The sequence below is a fragment of the Microbulbifer mixtoriginis (SeqCode) genome, assembly GCF_052466715.1.
Genome location: NZ_CP174288.1, coordinates 1,554,315 through 1,577,018, shown reverse-complemented (window position 1 = coordinate 1,577,018; position 22,704 = coordinate 1,554,315). Strand labels below are relative to the sequence as shown.

The window sequence follows — 22,704 nt, the reverse complement described above, 5'->3', positions numbered from 1 at the left end:
AATGCTCATGAGGGATCAAGACTATCTGGATTTTTATTTCAACTTTGATGGTAACGTAACGCGGCGACAGTTCTGGCTGCTTTTTATAATACCGGTGCTCTGCATTCAGTTTATTACTGGGCTAATATTGGAATATGGCAATTTTAATTTCAGCGATGGAATTTGGAAAACTGCAGAAATATTTATGGCGGTAGTCAGTGTCCCGGTTCAGCTAAGCATAATCTGGGTTTCGCTAACAGTATGCAGCAAACGCCTTCGCAGTTCTGGGCTACCCCGTCGTATGTTGATCGTTGCCATACCAGGCATTGGAGCAATATGGGTTTGCGCAGAGTTATTTTTTGCCCCCAATGCAGCCAGGAATTCAAACAGCGAAAAGTTGCTAGAACCTGAAGACACCTTGTACAACAGACCTGACACTCAGTAGGAAAATAGCGCCTGGCCATACGCTGGGCGCATCTACATTAAACATTACCATACAGTGCCACCTATCATATCCAGACAACCACCCTCCTAATTACAAAATAGTTTTTAGCCAGCTTCAAAACCAAAATTTATTAAAAACTCTGACGTCTCTAAGAAAAAACTAATAAATTCATAGAGCAACAACACCCCACAAACATTATTACGGTCCTACATGGAGCAAATTTTTAAGACTTAAACTCTACACATCAATGTAATTCACTTACACAGCAGGTGAACTACATCACAATTCAAAAATAAATTTTTAAACTCTTACTCTCTATTTACCTCTTTTAATCAAAAAAAGACAAATAGAGCATCCTCATAAGCTATAAAGTAAAGCCTGTACCGCAAAGAAGATAGGCAGCAAAGAAGATAGGGAGTAAAGAAGCCTCAAACACCTATATAGACTTCTCTTCCCATAGAATGATAGAAGGGCGTGAGGCATGTGTATTCAACTCTTGAATACCACCCCTCACCCAATAAACTAACAACTATTCTCTAAAGTGAACATTTTCTTTCATCTTTTAGAATCGCCCTACTTATAAATCACAGCTAAAGAGCATAAAGCACCAAAGGATTGACTCCTAGGAGTATGGGCAAACAATACCCCTCTGATGGTTGCATCTACATGGTTTTAAGCGGCTACTAACTTTTATCAGCTCCTCTCCCAGACAATTATTTCAAGAGGGCTTGCTTCATAGAACGCCCCTTAAAAGAAGAAAAGTTCAAGTAGAGATAAACCAATGATTAATTCCATCCAACCAAGAAGCATTAAATCATTGACATTTATTGAAAATGTCAACATTCATCATTAACAACGAGCTACCATAGAACGATGAATTAAAGTATTTGGCTATCGGCTAGTAGGTCAATGCCTTTGAGCCCACATATAATTCCTAAATATCTACAAAGATCAAAAATCAAAATTCAATCCCGGATACTGCAAACTCCGTTGTTACTTTTCCCCACAACTTGTAAATACTACCTTTCCTTTCATCATAAAATCTTTTTTCACTTTCATCCATTCCTAAAAAATCAAAAGAGCACAAAGCCACACCATAACGCACTGGGAACCATTTCACTCTACGCCAGGGTATATCGTTAATCGTACTCTCGTTGCATGTTATATCTGACAAGGATGACAAAATGCAGCAAGGGAACCAAAACCGCTTTTATAGTGTGGAGATTGATCACAAGAAGCTACCAGATCTGATGCAAGAGCTTATCGAGCTAATTGGCTATAGCGATATGCTTATACTGATAGCTTCTTTTGGAGGGCAGGATGTTTATATCCCTAAATATCCAGAGAGAAGCAAGCTGATAGATATACTACCCATCCAATCCTTGCAAACCCTTAGTGACATCTATGGCGGTACCTATCTCACCTTACCCACATCACGACAAATCGACATTCAGGCACGTAATCGTGAGATTTTACAAGCTTTGCACTTTGGTGAATCTCGATCAGCAGTTGCCAAAAGGTTCGGGCTTGGGGTAAGGCAAGTGGCAAATATAAAAGCAACTGCTAAACACAACAATCGTCACTAAGACAAAAGTATTAAAATAGTTTTGTTTAAAATAAAAATATAAAGAGCTGCTTAACACGTTATTTCTATCTCAACAAATAACAACCCTAACTAGTAGATATGGCTTATTATCTAGCGTAAAACTAAATTATTAGTCGCCTGAGTAACAGCTATTCACCAATGAAAGGAAAAGCAACAGGCTTTCTTTAACTCCAGCCTGTGCCGGTAGCCATTACTCCTTGGTTGATACATGGAGTACATGTATGCTTGCTTTCAAAAAGAAGGGAGTTAACTTCTTTGTTTAGCCTCAATGAGGCTGGGGTAGAATCCGCTGAAACATCAGATTTCCTTGAGAAGAACTCTTTAAGAGTTGCTATAGCCTGCTTGACTATTAAGGCCTGTCAATGTAGATCTTAAACCCCAGAAAATGAAGGCCATAGTATTAACATAGGTATTACATACCACGCTCAATTAAAATACCGCTTAACCATAAACAGAGGATTTTGTTTGACCGTATTGATAACCAGAAAAATCACCCCCGTTGAACAATAAAGTCTATAAATTCCAATTACACCTCCTAAAACAACTACCTCCCTTTACTGGTTTTTCACCAAAAGACCTGCTATCCCCCCCGTTATCTACTATTAATTGACTCCCATCCACTCCCACAGGTCAGGAGCATTTTGGCGTCACATCAACTAATTTAACTACCATTATCACAATCTCGATATAAGTAGAAAGCGGAAAAACCTAAAAATTTTGGGTAAACTATTCTCCTACTACTTTTAGCTGATAGGCTGAAACGGTTGATTATTTCACTATTGAATTCTTACAAAATAAAAAATAGTTCAGTATAGACTAGGTACCACTAAGAAAGAGACTCTTCATGCAATGCGTAGTGCTCACTACACTGGGCAAATCGATATTGTTGTCAATAGCCCTATTGTTATACTGTTCGGCACACCCACCTACCCCAGGGGTCGCCTAAAGTGAGAAGGGTTTCTTTTTATACAACATTATTAGCGTTCACTTGCACAATCATCTCTGGTGTAAGCTCTGCTGATACTTTTCTTTCCCGGGGCGCGATCCCCGTGATAGACAAAATTAAGATTAGTAAGGTGACAGGCCCTATTCCATATCCATGGGGTATAGCCTTGCTCCCTGATGGCACTCTAATCATCACTCAGCGAGATGGTAAGTTACGCACCATAAGCAGCAATACCCTTTCCGAAGCTATTGATTTTCCAGCGCAGGTTTTCTTTGAGGGGCAAGGAGGGCTTCTGGATGTAATTGCCAGCCCAAACTTTGACAAAGACCAACTACTTTATTTCAGTTACGCTAGTGGCAATACCGAAAATAACCGCCTAACTATTGGTAGGGGAAGGTGGCAAAGTGGCCAGCTGGCGGACTTTCAAGAGATATTCAAGGCAGCCCAAGGTAAAAAGAATAGCGCACATTTTGGTTCGAGATTTGCCTTTCTCCCTGACGGTACCCTGCTGGCCAGTATTGGGGACGGCGGCAATCCCCCACAGGATTTTCTCGACATCTTTGCCCGTGAGCAGGGACAAAATCTACAAACACACTTTGGCTCAATCATCCGTATTGGCCCTGATGGCTCAGTACCTGATGACAACCCCTTTGTAAGTACCAAAGGCGCCCTCCCAGAGATTTGGAGTTTTGGCCACCGCAACCCTCAGGGGCTTGCTATCGACCCTGAAAGCCAGGTTATCTGGTCCTCAGAGCACGGTCCTGCAGCTGGCGACGAATTAAACCAAGTTCAAAAAGGCGCTAACTACGGTTGGCCTAGAGTGACCTTTGGTAGGGATTATCGGGATGGATCCAACATCTCTTTCAAAATTGCCAGCCCGGAATTTACCTCTCCTTTCCTTGCCTGGATTGATACTCATGCCCCCGGCGGCCTCACCATTTATACCGGCACAGCATTTCCACAGTGGCGTGGTCACCTCCTTTCCGCTGGTTTGGTCACCCAAGACCTGCGGGTAATCAATCCGCAAGGGGATCCGCTGAATATTGAGAAAAGAATTGTCATCGGTGAGCGGGTTAGAGACGCTGAAATTGGAGCAGACGGCAATCTCTACATCATCACCGATGGACCCCAAGGCCATTTACTTCGTATAGAACCCGATCAGTAAGAAGCCCCCTACTCCCACACTCATTAACCCAGTAGCCATTTAATCTACTTTTCAGGGGGCATGAAGCCACCATAGAATGGCCAATAACGAAAACAACAAGGCATTCCAATATGCGTCTAGCCCAAACTTTGGCGGCGATACTACTTGCCGCCACTTCTATCAGCTCCCAGGCAGTGACACTCATCCATAACTTTTCAGGGTACCAAACCACGGATAAAGCGTTAATTCAGTTCAATGCCATGGCCTTCGACCAGGGCAAGGTGCTGGAGACTGGTAATTTTACTGAGCTGGATAAAAAGTATTCAGATGCTGAACGGATAGATGCCAAGGGCAAGACCTTATTGCCCGGCCTGATTGATGCTCACGGACATATGCTGGGCCTTGGGCAACTTAATGAATTACTGGATCTGCGCGACCACTCTCTGGAGGATTCCCTCGCGGCGATAAAACACCAAGCAAAGAGACTGGAACCAGGCCAGTGGCTGCTTGGCCGCGGTTGGAACCAAGTCACCTGGCCCGGTAAACAATTCCCTAGTCGAGAGCAACTGGACGCTCTGGAGATTGATCATCCCATCTGGTTGCGTCGGGTAGATGGCCACGCAGGCTGGGCAAACTCCAAAGCCCTGCATCTTGCCGGTATCGATAAGAGCACGCAGGCCCCTGAGGGCGGAGAGATTCTGCGGGATAGCGAAGGGGAACCCACTGGGATCTTAATTGACAACGCCATGAGCCTGCTACAACAGGCAGTACCTTCCCCCACCCTAGCCCAGGAAAAAAAGTCCCTGCAAAACGCCTTTACTACGGCGCTTTCTCTGGGATTGACCAGTGTGCACGATGCGGGTATCAACGAACAAACCCTCACTGCCTACCGAGAATTGGCCAAGGAAAACGCCATTCCTATGCGGGTTTATCCAATGTTATCGGTGGACAGCCACAACTATGTTAAGTTACTGAAGGCTGGCCATATCGGCAGCCCAGAAACGCGACTCTATATGCGCAGCATTAAATTATCTGCCGATGGTGCCTTGGGCAGCCGTGGCGCAGCGCTTCTGGAACCCTATCACGACCGCCCACAGGAGAAGGGGTTGCTGCTCTACCCAGAGAGCAAAATGTTATCGCTACTGAAACTGGCCACGGATAACAACTTCCAGGTGAACGTACATGCGATTGGCGATAGAGCCAATCATATCGTACTCAACCATCTTGAGGCCCTGGATAAAAAGAAAAGCCAGCAAGAGTATCGCCACCGCGTAGAGCACGCACAGGTTATAGAGGTGAAGGATATTCCCCGCTTCGCACAGCTCAACCTGATTGCCTCCATGCAGCCCACCCACGCCACTAGCGACAAAAATATGGCGGGTGACCGCCTTGGTGATAAACGCCTGATCGGCGCCTACGCCTGGCAAACACTTCTCAACCAGGGCACACCAATAGCCGCTGGCTCCGACTTCCCGGTTGAACCCGCTAACCCTTTGTTTGGCCTTCATGCCGCAACCACCCGCCGCGACCGCCAGGGTAACCCTAGCAAAGGCTGGCGCACCAAAGAAGCAATGACGCTGGAGCAAGCCCTACGCGCATTTACCCTGGATGCAGCCTATGCCGGCCACCAAGAGAAAATGATTGGCAGCCTTGAAGCAGGGAAATTTGCAGACTTTATTTTATTGGATAAAAATATCTTTAAGATTGACCCTCAGGAAATCTGGAAAGTAAAAGTAATGGAGACCTGGGTTGAGGGGAAAAGGGTATACCAGAATACGTTTTTATAGGTTTGTCTACACTTCTCCTGCCCTGAGTGGTCAACGAATATCCACTGCAGGATTCGGATCCATAAATTTAAAGGCGCGACTCTACAGATATCGTATTAAAGGGCAGATCTTAGTTCATAGTAAATAGTTACAAGGACTTGCTAGCTCCCTATTTACTTTTTCACAAACAGATCGCTCAGACTAGTCTGAGCGATCTAAGTTGTGCATCGATAAGCTGCAGATTTATCAGTTTTTATCTAAAGCAAGGAAAATATGTTTCAACTTTATAGAAGAAATACTTGCACTAAGATTTATTCGATTAAATTGAAGCAACAAGGACCCTCAATCTTATTATTGCAATTAAGAGCGACTCGTTGCCGATCATTTGGAACAGTTAGATGACCCATCAACTAATATTTTTTTAACTACGCCGCTAGGATCCTCAAATACAAGCTTACAGTTTTCGTCTATACGAAGCGCGGTAACACCTTTACCATGTGTCCCCGACCCCCAAACGGGATGATGGAATCCACCCTCTAATGAACCATAAATTACAAGGTGTCCGTCCCCCTGGAAAACCACCCTTGGAGAGTCATTAGTAGGCCTCCAATTGGGAGAAGTCCATACTCTTTTTTCACACACATAGTAATTCAATTCCCCACCACTAAATTCAAGGCGAGCCTTATTAGTGGCTAGCAGAGTTTCACCATTGTAAAAATTTGTATGATCTGCTGGCAGGCTATCTGATACTGGCAATTCAGATTGGCCGCAAAAAGCCTGTGTGGTAGTAGTGGTAGTTTGATTGTCCCCCACAGTCAATGCTAACCACACTTTTACCGGCGGACGGTAGGGATCGCTAGGCCCCCTCTCAGAAATGGCAAAACTCTTGATTGCATTATCAAAACCATTCGAAATGGTATTATATGTTCCTCCGTAGAAAAATTGTGGAATCCCACCTTGATCTTCTTCAGTCCATGCTGTTATGTAACAGCAACTCGGAACCACCAGAGAGCTTATTCGGTCATGCCAGTCTTCACTCAAATTTATGGTTCCTCCAAAACTACCCTCAACATTGATGACCTTTGACTCGCCAGTCTTGTGCTGGTTGTCATAAACAATCAGAGAAGTACTATCGGGAAACAATTCCGTAATTGCATTTATTAATTGCTGATTTTCATAGGCGCTTCTCGGATACGCAAAGTGATATCCCTCATTAAATTCATTCTGACAGGTCGTCTCGCCTGTATTAAATGTGTTCTCCCCAGCTGTAATCCTCCAGGTATTCCCATCTGTACAAGCAAATCGCGCCTTTTCAGATGTATTACTACTTACGTTCCAGCCAGAATTGAGGTACACACCATCAGAAGCAATAGCCCTCAAGTAACTATCACCAGTTGCATTTCCTTTCATTAGTGGATCCCAACTCCAAACCATTGCGGTAAGGTCATCGTACTCTCCACCAATATGGTCAAGATTAACTAGATTAGCTTGGTTACTTCTGTGAATATTTTGAATTTTATCGAAGTCAAAATTCTTAAAACTCTCCCATGGGTTCTGGGGAGGAATAAAATCATTAGCAATTGATTCTGCGCTCCTACCAATATGCCCCAAGCCAGTAAACAGCATGTTATTTAATGTACCGTTAACACTGACATCACGATCTTTATAAATAACCACGCGTTTGCCTTGAGCCAAAACATTTTGCGGAGTTAAATTCTTCGGAATACTACCAATGCCATTGCTTTTATAGACATAATTTCCAATCGTATTGTTAATTGTATCCAACAACTCGGCACTTGCGTTATCACTATAACCTACATTATTATTTCTATCTTCCAAATAGATTATAACAACTTGATTCTTAAAAGACGGGTTATCAAGAAAGTTTTTTACTTCTAAAAGTCCATCGCTCAAACTCTGATCAACAGTCCCACAAACTGCATGGCATAGTCGAATTTCACTCCTTTCGTAACTCAAATCAAGTTCAATGAATTGAGCCCCCATTCGCAACTGATCAAATATACTGATACCCTGGTTAGGCCATGGGTAATTATGAGAGTAAGTATTGTAAGTATTGTGCGACCCCCAAAAACTTTGCTGCGAAAATGGAGTCTTTAAATTGAAATCTCTTTGTAATCTCAATTTTTTATAGGTATCTGATACTATAAAAGTATCCACATCAATAGGATCATAGAATTCAGCATTTACAGCCAAAGAAAGAGCCAGCAAGGGAAAGTAAATTATTTTTTTCATTTTATTCGGCTTTATATTAATCTAAAAGAAATTTTTATTTCAATCACAAAATATTGTCGCCATTTACAAATACTTTTCAACCATGCCAAATAAGAATATGTAAGATCCTCAAAAAATTCACAACATTAGGGAGCTTATTTACACATTCTCGCCCAGCGTGCTAAAATACGATGCGAACAAATACCTTAGTTAACCGCCTTGAAAAAATTAATGATGTGTCACGCCACAACATAACAATAAGCGTCAACATTTAACCGCAAGTGACATGCAAGTAAGAAATGCGATGCAATTATGATGAGTTCGGACTTAAAATAATGACACGAAAGACCTGAGCTTATTTCCTTTCATCTAACCATGTTGACCTTCAGTGGATCTGAGCGCTCATACTAGCTTTGTGCTGCACTCAAATGGCAAAACAAACTACTAGCCAAGTCAAAAAACTGCCCCTTAGAAGCTATTTCATAACTTCTTCAACGTAATTAACATGCATGCAATATAGAAAAAAGCACGATAAGTGGATAAATATCGCTCCCATCTAACAACCAAGCGGCGGTAATTTCCCAGCCACGCAAAAGTCCGCTCAACTTTCCAACGGCGAGTATACCTTCTGAGCTTTCTACCATCCTGCCTTGAGGCTTTTTTCCTATTTCTCCTGTGTGGACAGATAAGGTCGATTCCACGACTCAACAGGCTATCTCGAAGAGGATCAGAGTCCGCCGCTTTATCATAAACTAAGCGATGAATCTTTGTATTTTTATACGTAACATCAAGTAATGGATGCAATAACTTTACTTCTGCTGGTGAGGCCGAAGTAATGGTGCCTCCCAGTGGAATACCTTCGCCATCGACCACCACCATCCACTTTGAACCCTTGCCCCGCTTGGTTTTTCCGATTTCGAAGCCCCCTTTTTTGCTGGTGCAAAGCTGCCATCAGAAAATACCTCCTCCCAGTTAAGCAAAGACTGTTGATCCAACAACTCCAGGAACCTTCTCCATGCCTGTAGCCAAGCTCCTTGCTCTTCCCAAAACTGAAGCCTTCTCCAGCATGTACTCGGTGATGGATAGTGTGAAGGAAGATCTTTCCATCGCGCTCCAGAACGTAAAACCCAAAGGATGCCTTCAAAACAAGCTCGATTATCAATGGGTTTTGGGCCTCCCTTTCCTCGTTTTAACTCAGGGAGACAAGGTTCGATCAATTTCCATTGATCATTGGTTAACTCTGACTTGAATCGGCTCACTATTGCTGGACTTTTTTCTATGTAATTACGTGAGAATAACCGATTTCAAGTTATGAAACAGCCTCTAGTAACTTTTCCTCTATTTAAGATTAATTCTAGAAATATATTTTCTAAAAAATATTATTTAAGAACAAAATTCTTAGTATCAACTTTGATGCGCGACACTACATACGCAGTATTAAATTATCTACCGATGGCGCCCTGGGCAGGCGTGGCGCGGCGCTTCTGGAATACTATCACGACTACTGATAGGAGAAAGGGTTGCAGCTCTACCCAGAGAGAAAACTGTTATCGCGACTAAAGCTGGCCATTGATAACAATTTTCAGGCAAACGAACATGAAATTGGCTGTAGAGCCAACCACATCGTGCTCAGAGCTCTTAAGACCCTGGATAAAAAGAAAAGTCAGTAAGGATATTGCCAGCGCAGGTGGTTGAGGTGGAGATATTATCCGCTTCCTGCAGCTCCCCCTGATTGCCTCCATACAATAGTAATCCGTCTTGACCACCTGAGTACCCCCAGTAGAGGCTGGCGTACCATAGAAGAAATGGCTCTGAGGCTTTTTATATACTTTTTCCCTGAATGCAGCCTATGCCAGCCATCAGGAAGAGATCATAGGCGGCCTACCGCCCAGAAAGTTTGCCGATTTTATCTTTCGAGTTATGAATTGTTGAAATTGACTCACAAGAAATCTGGCAAGTATAGGTTTTGCAAACTTGGATTGAAGGAGAGAAAGAATCTCAGCAATTATTATAATTAGCTAAGAGTTATATTCCCTGCATAAATCCCCAGATACTTGTCTAAACTCATACTAAAAGTATGTGATCTGGAGCTCCAGCGGCTCCAATTATATCTATAATGTTCCATTAAAAGTGGATCTATAGCTTTTCAGTAACAAACTCTCCGAGCAAAGAGTTTTACACCAAAACAATCTTTAAATGGATGAAAAATGAATATAAGGTCAAGAGATCAACTTATCGACTTCGTAGACAAAGGAAATAAAGTTAAGTATGTCTTTTTTTGGGGGCATCAAGAAATAGATAACCAGATCTCAAAGAGCTGTCTTAGCCAGTGGTATGACACCAAATTCGAGGAAGATGGATATCATTTTATTACCGCTGAACACTACATGATGTACCACAAGGCCAAACTTTTTAAGGACCACAAGGCCTGTGAAAAGATTCTAACTTCAGATCACCCTGGTAAAGCCAAGGAGTTAGGCCGGCAGGTTGTTGGTTTTAGCCATGACATCTGGATAAAAAAACGATTTGAGATTGTCGTTAATGGAAACCTTGCTAAGTTTTCCCAAAATAATGACCTGAAGAGATTTCTGCTCAATACAAAAGATAGGATCCTGGTGGAGGCTAGTCCCGTTGATAAAATTTGGGGGATAGGTCAAGCGCAGGATAGCTCGACAATACAAGACCCAAGAACCTGGGCAGGCCTTAACCTTATGGGCTTTGCACTTATGGAAGTGAGAGATCAACTGAGCTTTAACCCCTCCTAGGATGAAGCCCTAAGTAGTTTCAACTAATATCACCAATAAAATATGACCCAACCTTCCCTAAATAGCATTCACTGAATCAAGCACACACACAAAATATTGCAATTGATCAATTTTTTAAAAGCAAAGCAGGCAATGGGTTGATTTAAATTTAAATCAACCCATCACCCAAAATAAATAAATTACCTAGCCGTTAATAATCAACACTTAACCAGAGATTTTCAAAATCAGTATAGCCATAAACGGTGACATACCAGACCCCTGCTTGAGGCGCACTCACATTTATAGACTCATGACTGGTCCAGTTTTCTGAAGTGAAATCCGCGTTGCTCACAGAAGCCTCCTCACCGTACTTTATATACAAATCTGCATCACCAAGAGAAGAGATAAATGAAGGTCCGGTGGCAATAGAGAGTTTAGCTACACCCTCTGGCACTTGAACTTTAAAAGTGATCGCATCACCCGTTTTGCCATCCAAGTCTGCAATGGTCTCACCAGCTACGAGGAATTCTTCTGGGATAAACGTTTTGAAGGAGCCCATTAAAGTGACTTGCTCAAAATCAGCATAGCCCAATAGCATAATATGCCACACACCGGCTTTGGGATTAGCAATTGAAGCAGTTTCGTCATTACCACCTATATAGGGACGATAGTCGTAGACAGATTCCGTTGGCTTCTCACCAAAACGCACATAGAGATCTGCATCACCACTGCCGCCATTCATGGCAAACTGTAGATCTTTAGTATTTTGGGGAACGTTCATGGTGAAATACAAGGCCTCCCCCTTGCTGGCAGCCAACCCACCTATTTCCTGAAGGTTGACTAGCTGGTTGCCAGGCTCACCTCCCAAATCCAGAGTCGCGGTTAGATCCACGCCTTCAAATGAACGCTCTACCGGAGTGAGCAATACATGCCAACGGCCTGACTGAGGCGAGATGATCTGTATGTTTTCGATATTACCGGCATTTTCAGACTTGTAGTCAAAATCTGTGGTGTCGGGTAGGCGGTTATGAGCCACATATACATTCATCTCACCGCCTATTTCCGACTCTTCTGTTTGAATAGTCAGTTTTTGAGCATTTTCAGGGACATCAATGTGAAATAGCTTGCCATCTTTCCCCCGTAAGTCGACCCTTGGTTTGCCAGAAATAAGTGTTCGCTCCGCCTCTTCATCACAAATAAATGTTTCACCACCCTTAACCGGGCTGTATTGGATATTACCGCCCTCGATCACACCATTGATAAAAGTGAGCATTTCACAGGAATAAACATCCAATAAATTATTAGTGAAATCTACCTCTTTTAGGAAAGGCTTATCCATTACCCACTCAAATTGAACGGAATCCAAATGGTTGCCAGAGAAATTCATAGACTCCAAGCGCTTGGGTAACTCAGGAACCTCGGTTAGATTTTCACTAGCAACAGTAAGATGTTTTAGATATCGAAAAAGATGTATACCTTGCAAAGATTGAATTTCACCGTTTCCAGGGGTATGAATTTTCTCAACCTTCGCCGCCTCTAAACTACTGATTTCACCATTATTATCTGCATCAAAGTAAGCAAGCAAATAAGATTTAAATGCCGGATCAGGAATGTTGATATTCACAGCACCATAGTGAAAAGCCGCCCCTACCTGATCACCAGCTCCGAGGTCAACGCGCTGCCCTACAATGCCATCATATTTCTCATAGCCTTTTTTGGGGACAATTGTCGCACCCCCATTAGCACTATATGTGCGGGAGGGATAGTGCATGACTGACAGGAAGTCGTATTCGCTGTAGTTGTGTGATTGGCGAACATCAAAATTGTAGATGTACGCTGGCTTTATATTGTCTTCCAGGATCATCACATATTGATCCCGATCAGAACGCTGCTGCTCATGTCTCATGCCGATGGCATGACCCAGCTCATGAACAATAATATATTTCATACTCCAGTCTTTCATACTGAAAAACTGCCCGCCACCAGACATTCCAACCATAGATCGATTTTCACTGCCATTTCGCACGTAGATATAATTGGTTTGGTCTTTGCGCAATTTAAAATGTAAATCTGCGACCTCTTCCCAGACCTTGGTAGCATCAACGAATCGCTGGCGGTTTTCTTCTGTTACGTCTTCATGAAAATCATAATAGACAATACCTTCAGGCCACTTATTTGCTGACAACTCAAAGGCCGACCTAATACTGACTTGCCCAGATTCCTGTGGAACCAGTTCCAGCATATCCCCAGTTAACTGATAGAGTTTGCCATCAACCATCACCTTCCTTGAGGAGAATTGCTCTTCCAGTTGTGCAAATTCATTCTCGGTAAAGTTTGGAATGCTATTAGCCACTGCCTGGCTTGATGCCAGTGTCAATTGACTTAATAAGGCCAAGCTTGTGGTAACCCCCAGCACTGCACCGGTTAACTTTTTCATTTTCATGTTCCTTCTCTGAAAATTCACGAATTTGTAACCTAATCTGGTGTTTAAGATTTTGAAAGACGACAAAACCAATTGATATAAGTCAAAATAATAAAATATCAATGGGCATGTCGACGCGGGCAAGAATACAGCCGTTGAAATTTAAGGTCGATAGGATATTTATTGCTAATTTATAAGCACAAGGGCAGAAAAAGATAAGAACACTTCAACAAGCAACCTAATATTTTTAGTTAAATTTTTTTAACAAATAACAAAACAAAAAAACAACGACCAATAAAAAATGGAACAAAAGAACCAGCTATCTGATTCCGCTAAAAATAGAGGGCAGCAGATATAGCCAGGGACTTACTTTTAGAAATGAAGACCTTGCCCAGTATTGAAAATTCGTCCTAGAAATAACTTCTGGGTATCTACTAACCAGCCAAAGAGGGGATCACGAGACCAATATTGAATAGGAAATTTTTACAATGCAGATTGCATATGCCGCAAACATATGGTTAATGAATTTTTATTCTCGAGCACTTCTTAACTCAAAGACCACTTAAACAAAAAAAGCCGCATCCAAAGATGCGGCTTTTTCATGAACAATTTATTAAATCAATAAACTAGTTCTTGGAGGCAACCGTACTCTCTTTCTTCTCCGGGATCGGGAAGCCACGATCGCGCATCAACGCTTCGATATTGGCATCACGACCACGGAAAGCACGATAAGCATCAGCGGGGTCTACAGCATTACGCGGTGCAAACAGGTGTTTCACCAACTTGGCTGCTACCTCTTTGTCGTAGAAGCCACCTTTAGACTCGGAGAAGGCCTCAGAGGCGTCGGAAGTCAGCACGTCGGCCCACATGTAACCGTAGTAGCTAGCTGCATAACCTTCACCAGAGAAGATATGGCCAAAGTGCGGGGTGCGGTGACGCATGACCAGCTCTTTCGGCATGCCCAGCTTATCCAGAGTTTCACGCTCAAACTTATCTGGGTCGATACCCTCTGGATCAGCAGTGTGGAACTTCATATCAATCAGCGCAGAGGCCAGGTACTCAGTGGTGGCAAAACCAGAGTTGAACTTGGCGGCTTTCTTAATCTTCTTCACCAGATCCGCAGGAATAGGCTCACCAGTCTTGTAGTGCACCAGATAGTTATCGATAACCGCATCGGTAGACAACCAACGCTCCAGCAGCTGGGATTGGAACTCGGTGTAGTCGCGAACACCGCTGTTCAGGGTCGGGTAAGTCACGTTGGAAGCAAGGAAGTGCAGCGCGTGGCCAAACTCGTGGAAGAAGGTTTCGGCATCGTCCCAGCTCACCAGCACAGGCTCACCCGGCGCGCCCTTGATAAAGTTGGAGTTGTTAGAAGACAGGACGTTCTTCTTGCCATCAAAGGTGGAGTGGTCACGATACATGGTTGCCCAAGCACCGGAACGCTTGCCAGCACGGGCGAATGGGTCCAGGTACCAGAGGCCGATATGGTCACCACTGGTCTTGTCAGTGACTTCCCAGACTTTAACATCTTCGTGGAATACCGGTACGGAACCTTCTTTCACCGGGGTGAATTTGAAGTTGAACAACTCACCAGCTACGTAGAACATGGCTTCACGCAGGTTATCTAGCTGCAGGTACTGCTTCACTTCATCGGAGTTCAGGTCGTACTTGGCCTTGCGAACCTTCTCGGCGTAGTAACGATAGTCCCAGGGCTCAATAGTGATATTGGCTTTCTCGGCATCCGCCACCGCCTGCATATCAGCTACTTCTTCTTTTACGCGGGCAACTGCTGCGGGCCATACCGCTTCCATCAGGTCCATGGCCCGCTCAGGATTTTTAGCCATACGGTCTTGCAGGCGCCATTGAGCGTAGTTATCGAAGCCCTGCAGGCCTACGCGCTCATCACGCAGCTTCAGGATTTCAGCGATGATGGCGTTGTTATCGTGCTCATCGCCATTGTCCCCACGGCTGTAGTAGTTGGTCCATACTTGCTTGCGCAGCTCGCGATCATCGGAGTAAGTCAGGAATGGATCCATAGAGGAGCGGGAATTGGTTATTGCGTACTTGCCCTTCTCGCCCTTCTCTTCCGCCAGAGCTGCCGCCGCTGCAACAAAGGATTCCGGCAGGCCGCTCAACTGATCTTTGCTCAGGAAGATATCGTAGCCTTCCTCATCGGCCAGTACATTGTTGGAGAACTTGGTATAAAGTTCAGCCAGGCGCTTGTTGATTTCCGCATAGCGCTCCTTGGCCTTACCTTCCAGGGTGGCACCATTGGTAGAGAACTGGGTATAGATCAGCTCAACCACACGCTTCTGTTCAGCATCCAGGTCCATCGCGTCGCGCTGGTCGTAGATCGCCTTGATGCGCTTAAACAAGTCTTTGTTCTGGTAAATTTTGGACTCGTAATCAGCCCAGATCGGTGCCAGCTCTTGCTGAACTTTGCGGAACTCTGGTGAAGACATATTCGCAGCCCAGATTCCATAGTAAGCCGTTGCGCGGCTTAGCTCGGCGCCACTGCGCTCCATCGGCACAATGGTGTTAGCAAAGGTTGGCTTAGCGGAATCTGAAGCGATCGCACCTAGCTCGGTAAGGCTTATCTCAATACCTTTTTCAATTGCGGGCTTGAGATCTTCCAGCTTCATCTTGTCAAACGCAGGTACACCACCAAAGGGACCAGTCCACTCTGCCAGCAGCATGTTACTGGCGTGCTCTGGAGTTACAGCCATGGACTCTTCGGCTTTCACAGTGTCTTTAGCTACCTCAGCCTGTTTTGCCTTTTCACCACAACCGCCCACAACCGCCAGGGATGCGGCTACGGCTAGTGCGATCATTGTCTGACGCATTTGCTATCTCCTCGTAAAAAAGGGTCTTTTAATAGTTTTAAGAGCGGGATTCTACCCTCTCTTGGCCTATGCCGGCCAATTCTACCGTCTCAGCAGTCTGAAACTGCGGCTAAGTGAGTGATTTGTGCGACAACCTCCCCCTTTGGACTACCGGCGCCACCATGGGCAAAAAGAGTATACTTTATCTTGATAACGAGTTATTAAGTGGTTTCATTTTAACTTATAAATCATTCGAATAATTAGCCAATGTGGCTCATTTAGCCTCACAATAAAGCAAGTTGGGCGATCTCAATGCAGATGCTGTTACCCAAGAAATCTACAGAACACCAAGTAGACAACAGTGGCACGCCCGCTAAAATGTTGAGTTCTCACCGCCGGAAGAAATATTGTCCGTATAAATACAAAAATTAAGGAATTTAAGACTCAACTTTAATGGCAGGCCTCTTTTCTTAGCCTATTTCTACTGGCTCTATAGCTTAGGACCTTGGTGAACGTCAAAATCTATACGTCCTTTTTCCAACAAGCCAGCATTGCCATTGGCGGAACACATTTAGAGCTTTCCAAATCTCCACACCAATTACCCACATTCTTCCCGAGTTCAACAAACTTCTGTAGAGATAGATTACTTTCAATTGCCGCCATCAAAATATCTGACAAGGTGTGATGAAAATTATAATTTTCTTTAGCCTGATATTTTCTACCATCCAAATAGCCCAAACCTTGATCATCCTTTTGCGGCTCGCGATTGAAATAAGACATGGCAATGTGTGAGGGATTACCTTCCTCATACATATTTAGAACCGGATGTATTTCTTCCATTAAAAGATAGCCACCCGGCTTCAGCAAGGAAGTACAAATTCTCATAAACTGCTTTAGATCCGGCATCCAATTAAGTACGCCAATAGTGATAACCGCAAAGTCAAAACGGCCGATATACTCATCAGGCAACTCATAGATGTTAGAGCATACGATTTCTACATCCGAACACCTTGAGGCATTTACCAAAAGCCGAGCTTGATCGACAAAAGCTTGGGATCCATCAATCCCCACACAGAGCCCGGCACCTTTCTTTTTGATGGAGATTAAATCTTTCGCATTATTGCAGCAAATTTGAACCACTGACTTTCCGGAAAGATCAAACCCATCCAACATGCCATCAAAGTCTTGTTCTAAGGCATTAAAATTAGACTCGGAGACTTTCTCAAGTAGCCGCTTGCTGAATTCCCAGTGAACAGGCCCAGCCTCATCCCAGGAGGCCAAGGATTTACTGACAAAAAAATCTGTATTTTCTTTCATGGAACACCTCTTTAGCACCCAGCTTATATTTTAATAAACTTGACTGATCCATTCTGAGACATTACAACGCCCTTACCCTGAAAATGAAATGAAAGATCTCTTTGGAGCGCTCCTAAATGCACCTTATATACCTCCCCAGTTTTTAGCAATGGTTCACTGAGCCCTCCCCAACCAACCATTATTTTATCACCCTCAATATAGAGTTTTTGCTCCGGCCAGCCATTACTATTCACATAGATACCAAGCAAGTTTCCTGGAAAATTTTCGGCGCTCACAACCAAGGCAGGATCTGGCGCTTCCAATAGCTCGCCTCGAACAGATTTCTTCAGTCGATTCATCTCCTGCTCAAACAGCGTATCCCTATTTGCTTTATTTAAAATTGAGTTGTAAGTATAATTCGCTATTACATGGGGTAACATATAAGCCGCATCCTGATTGGTGAATGCAATTACACCTATCTCTCTTTCTGGTATAAATGATACATGGATGCTATATCCACCATAATTTCCAAACCGAGTTAAAAGAGTCTCTTCATTATACTCTGCCAGATCCCACCCCAAGGTGTAGCCTGTTCTCTTATAGGTGAAATAGGTTTTTGATTGATCTACCTGCTTTTCATGAAGGTCATCAAAAATATTAATCTTAGATACATTTGACCTATCTTTGTTTATATTTACCTGAAGCCATGTCGCCAAATCACTTACAGTAGAAACCAAGCCTCCTGAGGGGTGCATCGTTAGATCAGACTTGAAATGTCCTAAAGTAAAGATATTACCATCACTGGAGGTGATAATAGATGGAAGAAAATTATCCATTTTGGATACCTTATTCGTAGTCGAATTCATATCCAGAGGCTCAGCTATATACTTCTCTATAAGCTCTCCCCAAGCTTTTCCAGTGACATTCTCTGCAATCATCGACGCGACTATCGGGCCCGTATTTGAATACCTAAAGCTGTAATCTGGCGCTATAAGTAGATTCTCACTTAATGAATGTACCAGCTCCTCTTGACCGGAATAACCTAAAAAAGCTGACTTGAAGGTATGTTGAACACTTGTAAATCCAGACGTATGGGTAAGTAAATCCCTAACACTGATTTTATTGGTGTCAACTTTTCCCTCAAGCCCCAGCTGGAGCTTATAAGATGATATGGGTTTATCTAAATCTAACTTGCCCGAGTTATGCAGGATAGCCATCAAAGTACTGGTAAAAGACTTTGTGTGACTTGCGATTAAGAAGGGCGTGTTCTCTGTAACTTGAGGGCCACCTTCAGAATAGGCATAAAAGAAATCAAGCCCGTTCTTATCAACTACCGCAACAAAATGTGAGCCAATTAAGCGGTTGCTATTAGACAGCTCTTCCAGAGCTGATTTTATTTCTTTTCCAACATTATCATCTATGGCATAACAGTTACTAACGACAATCAAAGCCATTGTGATACTAATGAGAAGCCTTATTGTCATATCTAAAATTCTTTTTTAAATGAGCTCAAACCTGGAAAAGTTCACTGGCAACGGATTCAAACACTAATTTCATCTTTGAAACAAGGAGCAACTATGCAAAATACGATAAATAGAATGTATATATAGGTATTCCGCAAAAAATACAATTAAACCATATCTGCTTTAAAGAACACTCTTGCCCGGGACTCACAGTTGCCCTCCAAGTACAACCACAATTTACGTTACTGCTCATTATTTTCCAAACACCCTTCACAGGCCTAAATTTCTCTTTAAGGCTAAGTATCTAACTTCAGATCCAGGAGTAAAATTTGTATACTTGCTACTGTAGAAGCAGGATTTAAGACCATGGCTCCGCTGAGTGATCTCCCAAGAAAGAAAAGCGCAGAACCCGATCGCAAGTTTATTGAAGCCCTCGCCCGAGGACTGGATGTTCTGCGGGCATTTCAGCCCGGTGATGGCTTTCTGGGTAACCTTGAAATCGCCCAACGCACAGGCTTGCCTCGCTCCAGTATTTCACGGTTAACCTATACTCTGACAAAATTAGGCTATTTGACCTACTCAGACCGACTGGAAAAGTACCAATTAGGTAGTGGCGTACTAGCGCTGGGCTACTCTTTCGTCTCTAATCTGGCTATTCGGCAGGTTGCCAAACCCCTAATGCAAGACCTGGCAAACTCCACAGGAACTGCTGTAGGGCTGTCTGACCGTGATCGACTCGACATGATATTTGTCGAGTTTTGTGCAGCCGCTAATGTTACGACTTTTCGCTACGAAATAGGTAACCGTGTTTCTTTAGCTACCAGTGGTTCAGGAAGGGCTTTCCTGGCAGCGCTACCTCAAGAGGAGCGCGAGTACTTTTATGGACACCTGGAGAAAAGGAATAGCGAGCGCTGGCCTAAAATCAAGGTTGGAATTGAAGAAGCGGTAGCAAGCTATAAGCAGCGCGGCTTTTGTAGCTCCTTTGGCGACTGGAACCGCGATGTTAATGGTATTGCTGTCCCCCTACAATTAAGCCAGGGGCGCATTTATACATTTAATGCGGGCGGACCTGCTTACCGCCTGAGTCCAGAATTCCTGGAAGAAGAAGTCGCCCCCTTATTGAAGAATATGGTCGGCAATATAGAGGCCATGCTGATCCGCTACTAGATAGCTTAACCCCAGGTTAGTAGCGCAATGCGACCAACCTGGGGGATAACTCATCACCTCACGGCTGCCTGCCTCGCTAGTGCCCGGCAAATCGGCGGGTATGATAATCTGTACTACCGAACAAATACTGGATTGTGGTTAAACGTTTAAAGTAGTGGCTCACATCCAACTCCTCTGTAACCCCTATACCGCCATGTAACTGAATTGCTTCCTGGCCTACTAACCGGGCAGCTTTTCCAATGCGGCTTTTTGCTGCAGAAATTGCCTTAGGGGCAACGCCATTATTCACATCCAACTGTAACGCTGCCATTAATAGAATAGAGCGGGCCTGTTCATATTCGGTAAACATATCCACCATCCGGTGTTGCAAGGCCTGGAACTTACCAATGGGAACGCCAAACTGCTCCCGGGTCTTTGTGTATTCCACGGTCTTTTTATATATTTTCTCCATGGCCCCTACTGCCTCGGCACACAGCGCCAGTGTGGCCCGATCAATTGTCTGTTCCATTACTGGCAAAGCGGCTCCTTCCTCTCCAACCCGGTTTGCCACAGGAACCATGACGTTATTAAACTTTACTTCAGCCGCACGGTGCCCATCCACAGTGGCATACCCCTGGCGGTGAACACCCTCAGAGTTGGCATCTATCAATAATAAAGTGATACCTTCATAATCATGTTGGCCGCCGCTAGTACGTACTGCCACCAATAGTTTATCTGCGGCTGAGCCGTTCAAAACAACGGCTTTGTGGCCATTCACTACGTAGCTGTCTCCGCTCCTTATAGCTTTAGTGGCAATATCAGACAGATTGAAACGGCTCTGGGGCTCAGCAAATGCAAATGCCAGCTGCAACTGGCCTTCCATCAACAAGCTAATTAGCTCTCGCTTCTGCGCCTCATTGGCACCGCTTGCTATTAGTCCACCACTTAAAACTGCACTGGCCAGGAAGGGTTCCACTACCAGGCCACGACCAAACTCTTCCATCACTACCATCAGATCAACAGCAGAGCCACCCAAACCACCGTCTTCTGCATTAAATGGAACCATTAGCCAGCCCAGCTCAGCAAATAACTTCCAGTTATCTTCACTAAACCCAGTATCACTGTCTATTAACTTACTGCGACGATCAAAGTCATAATCCTGTTGAATAAATTTGCTCACACTGCTTTGTAGCATCTGCTGCTCTTCACTATAGGAAAAATCCATCGTTCCAATCCTCATTAAACGTCACGTTTACAGGCCAAGTACCCACTTGCTGATAATATTTTTTTGAATTTCGTTACTGCCACCATAAATCGAGGATTTACGGTTATTTAAGTAACGGGGCACGCTGCTGGTAATAACTCCAGGGCCTACATGCTCACCATCAAATCCGCTTTTAAATTGCTCCCGGACAAATGGCATTCCGTAGTAACCCGCAGTTTCCATGTAAAGTTCATCAATAAGTTGGGCGATTTCAGTTCCTTTAATTTTTAAAATGGAGGATTCCGGTCCCGGTGCATTACCGGTACTCACTGCCGCAAGCGCTCTTAGCTCAGTAAACTCCAAAGCTAAAAGATCTATTTCAACTTCTGCGAGCTTTTGCGCAAAGGCTGGATTTTCCAGGAGGCTGGCGTCACCATCACAAGTATCACCTGCCAGTTTTTTTAAAGTCTGTAAACGTTTTTTGGAAGTGGCAACCCGTGCAATGCCCGTGCGTTCATGGGTCAACAGTACCTTGGCATAGGTCCAGCCGTGACCTTCCTCTCCAATACGGTTGGCCACGGGTACCCGTACATTATCAAAATGCACTTCATTCACTTCATGATGACCGCCCAAAGTCATAATGGGCGATACAGTAATGCCTGGGTGGTTCATTTCAATTAACAGGAAAGTGATTGCCGCCTGGTTTTTGACTTCGGGGCCTCCGGTACGAACCAGGCAGAAAATCCAATCGGCCCAGTGTCCCAGAGTAGTCCAGGTTTTGGTGCCATTAACGATATACTCATCGCCATCTCGCACTGCTGTGGTTTTTAACGACGCCAAATCAGAGCCCGCATTTGGCTCCGAATACCCTTGGCACCACCAAACATTACTTGCCAAAATATCCGGTAAAAACCGCTGTTTTTGCTCTTCACTACCATAAGTGAAGATAACCGGTGCAACCATTTTAAAGCCGAAAGGAATTACATCTGGCGCGCCAAAGTTGGCACACTCATTGGCCCAGATGTATTTTTGTGTTGGCGTCCAACCGGTCCCCCCATATTCAACTGGCCAGTTAGTCGCAGCCCAACCCTGTTCGTACAGGATCTTTTGCCAGCGTTCATAGTCCTCTTTTCCCAGGGGAATTTCATCCAAAGTCCTCTCACTGATATCCGCCGGAAGCTTCTCTTGCAGGAATTGCTTAACTTCCTGCTGAAAAGCTAATTCTTCGGGGGAAAAATCTATATTCATTCGCTTGCTCCTGTTTATATGGGTGCAATTGGCAGAGATTTTTCAGCCAACTTCCTTCACCAACTTGCACAATCAACATGTACTAAATTCGGAAGTTCCCTTATACAAGCGGAATAAATTCACTTTCGATCTGGCTCGGCGAGCTCCACTCTTTGTCTTAATTAAACCTATCTACAAACAATTTCAGGATGATATTGATATCTGAGCATCGCAATTTTGACTTTTTCCGACTCACGCAAGT

Annotated in this window: 13 protein-coding genes and 2 pseudogenes; 6 read left to right on the top strand and 9 right to left on the bottom strand. The window is 44.0% G+C overall.

Annotated features, from left to right (window positions below; all coding sequences use genetic code 11):
• Window positions 1–7: 7 nt before the first annotated feature.
• The 4 genes from ACJJH9_RS07155 (at window position 8) to ACJJH9_RS07140 (ending at window position 5,907) form a co-directional block, all read left to right on the top strand.
• Window positions 8–424: a DUF805 domain-containing protein gene (locus tag ACJJH9_RS07155; RefSeq protein ID WP_444885329.1), complete on the top strand. Its 417-nt coding sequence runs from the start codon at window positions 8–10 to the stop codon at window positions 422–424.
• 1,184 nt (window positions 425–1,608) lie between these two features.
• Entirely contained in the window at window positions 1,609–2,010 is a 402-nt protein-coding gene (locus ACJJH9_RS07150) for a hypothetical protein (protein ID WP_444885330.1), read from the top strand.
• A 1,069-nt stretch (window positions 2,011–3,079) separates the two neighbouring features.
• Window positions 3,080–4,141: a PQQ-dependent sugar dehydrogenase gene (locus ACJJH9_RS07145; protein ID WP_444924769.1), complete on the top strand. Its 1,062-nt coding sequence runs from the start codon at window positions 3,080–3,082 to the stop codon at window positions 4,139–4,141.
• Between the two features lie 110 nt (window positions 4,142–4,251).
• Window positions 4,252–5,907 (top strand): amidohydrolase, encoded by a 1,656-nt coding sequence (locus tag ACJJH9_RS07140; RefSeq protein ID WP_444924768.1) that lies wholly within the window; start codon window positions 4,252–4,254, stop codon window positions 5,905–5,907.
• Between the two features lie 360 nt (window positions 5,908–6,267).
• On the opposite strand, the gene ACJJH9_RS07135 is transcribed toward ACJJH9_RS07140, so the two are convergent.
• The 3 genes and pseudogenes from ACJJH9_RS07135 to ACJJH9_RS07125 all read right to left on the bottom strand — a co-directional run.
• Window positions 6,268–8,139, bottom strand: coding sequence for a phosphatidylinositol-specific phospholipase C domain-containing protein (locus ACJJH9_RS07135; RefSeq protein WP_444924767.1), 1,872 nt, complete (start codon window positions 8,137–8,139; stop codon window positions 6,268–6,270).
• Window positions 8,140–8,598: 459 nt separating this feature from the next.
• Window positions 8,599–9,051, bottom strand: a pseudogene (locus tag ACJJH9_RS07130) (IS5 family transposase); the annotation flags it as partial.
• A gap of 146 nt (window positions 9,052–9,197) precedes the next feature.
• A pseudogene (locus ACJJH9_RS07125) lies at window positions 9,198–9,377 on the bottom strand (transposase); the annotation flags it as partial.
• A gap of 948 nt (window positions 9,378–10,325) precedes the next feature.
• On the opposite strand from ACJJH9_RS07125, the gene ybiA reads away from it, so the two are divergent.
• Window positions 10,326–10,883 (top strand): riboflavin biosynthesis intermediates N-glycosidase, encoded by a 558-nt coding sequence (gene ybiA, locus ACJJH9_RS07120; protein WP_444924766.1) that lies wholly within the window; start codon window positions 10,326–10,328, stop codon window positions 10,881–10,883.
• Window positions 10,884–11,073: 190 nt separating this feature from the next.
• Here the strand turns inward: ybiA and ACJJH9_RS07115 are convergent, their stop codons facing one another.
• The 4 genes from ACJJH9_RS07115 to ACJJH9_RS07100 form a co-directional block, all read right to left on the bottom strand.
• Window positions 11,074–13,407, bottom strand: coding sequence for a M12 family metallopeptidase (locus tag ACJJH9_RS07115; RefSeq protein ID WP_444924765.1), 2,334 nt, complete (start codon window positions 13,405–13,407; stop codon window positions 11,074–11,076).
• Window positions 13,408–13,910: 503 nt separating this feature from the next.
• The gene (locus ACJJH9_RS07110) at window positions 13,911–16,127 is read right to left on the bottom strand and encodes a M3 family metallopeptidase (protein ID WP_444924764.1); all 2,217 of its coding nucleotides are present in this window, start codon (window positions 16,125–16,127) and stop codon (window positions 13,911–13,913) included.
• A 501-nt stretch (window positions 16,128–16,628) separates the two neighbouring features.
• On the bottom strand, window positions 16,629–17,423 hold the full coding sequence (locus ACJJH9_RS07105) for a class I SAM-dependent methyltransferase (protein ID WP_444909929.1): 795 nt from the start codon (window positions 17,421–17,423) through the stop codon (window positions 16,629–16,631).
• A gap of 23 nt (window positions 17,424–17,446) precedes the next feature.
• On the bottom strand, window positions 17,447–18,856 hold the full coding sequence (locus ACJJH9_RS07100; RefSeq protein WP_444924763.1) for a serine hydrolase domain-containing protein: 1,410 nt from the start codon (window positions 18,854–18,856) through the stop codon (window positions 17,447–17,449).
• 375 nt (window positions 18,857–19,231) lie between these two features.
• Between ACJJH9_RS07100 and ACJJH9_RS07095 the strand changes: the two genes are divergently transcribed.
• Window positions 19,232–20,032 carry an IclR family transcriptional regulator gene (locus ACJJH9_RS07095; RefSeq protein WP_444885339.1) on the top strand — a complete coding sequence of 267 codons (801 nt, stop codon included), beginning with the start codon at window positions 19,232–19,234 and terminating at the stop codon, window positions 20,030–20,032.
• Between the two features lie 76 nt (window positions 20,033–20,108).
• On the opposite strand, the gene ACJJH9_RS07090 is transcribed toward ACJJH9_RS07095, so the two are convergent.
• Both ACJJH9_RS07090 and ACJJH9_RS07085 read right to left on the bottom strand, forming a co-directional pair.
• A complete protein-coding gene (locus tag ACJJH9_RS07090; RefSeq protein ID WP_444924762.1) occupies window positions 20,109–21,236 on the bottom strand; it encodes an acyl-CoA dehydrogenase family protein in 1,128 nt (375 codons plus the stop codon).
• Between the two features lie 27 nt (window positions 21,237–21,263).
• Window positions 21,264–22,463, bottom strand: a complete 1,200-nt coding sequence (locus ACJJH9_RS07085) for an acyl-CoA dehydrogenase family protein (protein ID WP_252085468.1) — start codon at window positions 22,461–22,463, stop codon at window positions 21,264–21,266.
• Between the last annotated feature and the right edge of the window lie 241 nt (window positions 22,464–22,704).

Bases quoted from the DNA above. Each gene is read 5' to 3' on its own strand.
- ACJJH9_RS07155 (WP_444885329.1), top strand. From the start codon at position 8: ATGAGGGATCAAGACTATCTGGATTTTTATTTCAACTTTGATGGTAAC.
- ACJJH9_RS07150 (WP_444885330.1), top strand. From the start codon at position 1,609: ATGCAGCAAGGGAACCAAAACCGCTTTTATAGTGTGGAGATTGATCAC.
- ACJJH9_RS07140 (WP_444924768.1), top strand. From the start codon at position 4,252: ATGCGTCTAGCCCAAACTTTGGCGGCGATACTACTTGCCGCCACTTCT.
- ACJJH9_RS07135 (WP_444924767.1), bottom strand. From the start codon at position 8,139: ATGAAAAAAATAATTTACTTTCCCTTGCTGGCTCTTTCTTTGGCTGTA.
- ybiA (WP_444924766.1), top strand. From the start codon at position 10,326: ATGAATATAAGGTCAAGAGATCAACTTATCGACTTCGTAGACAAAGGA.
- ACJJH9_RS07110 (WP_444924764.1), bottom strand. From the start codon at position 16,127: ATGCGTCAGACAATGATCGCACTAGCCGTAGCCGCATCCCTGGCGGTT.
- ACJJH9_RS07105 (WP_444909929.1), bottom strand. From the start codon at position 17,423: ATGAAAGAAAATACAGATTTTTTTGTCAGTAAATCCTTGGCCTCCTGG.
- ACJJH9_RS07100 (WP_444924763.1), bottom strand. From the start codon at position 18,856: ATGGCTTTGATTGTCGTTAGTAACTGTTATGCCATAGATGATAATGTT.
- ACJJH9_RS07095 (WP_444885339.1), top strand. From the start codon at position 19,232: ATGGCTCCGCTGAGTGATCTCCCAAGAAAGAAAAGCGCAGAACCCGAT.
- ACJJH9_RS07090 (WP_444924762.1), bottom strand. From the start codon at position 21,236: ATGGATTTTTCCTATAGTGAAGAGCAGCAGATGCTACAAAGCAGTGTG.
- ACJJH9_RS07085 (WP_252085468.1), bottom strand. From the start codon at position 22,463: ATGAATATAGATTTTTCCCCCGAAGAATTAGCTTTTCAGCAGGAAGTT.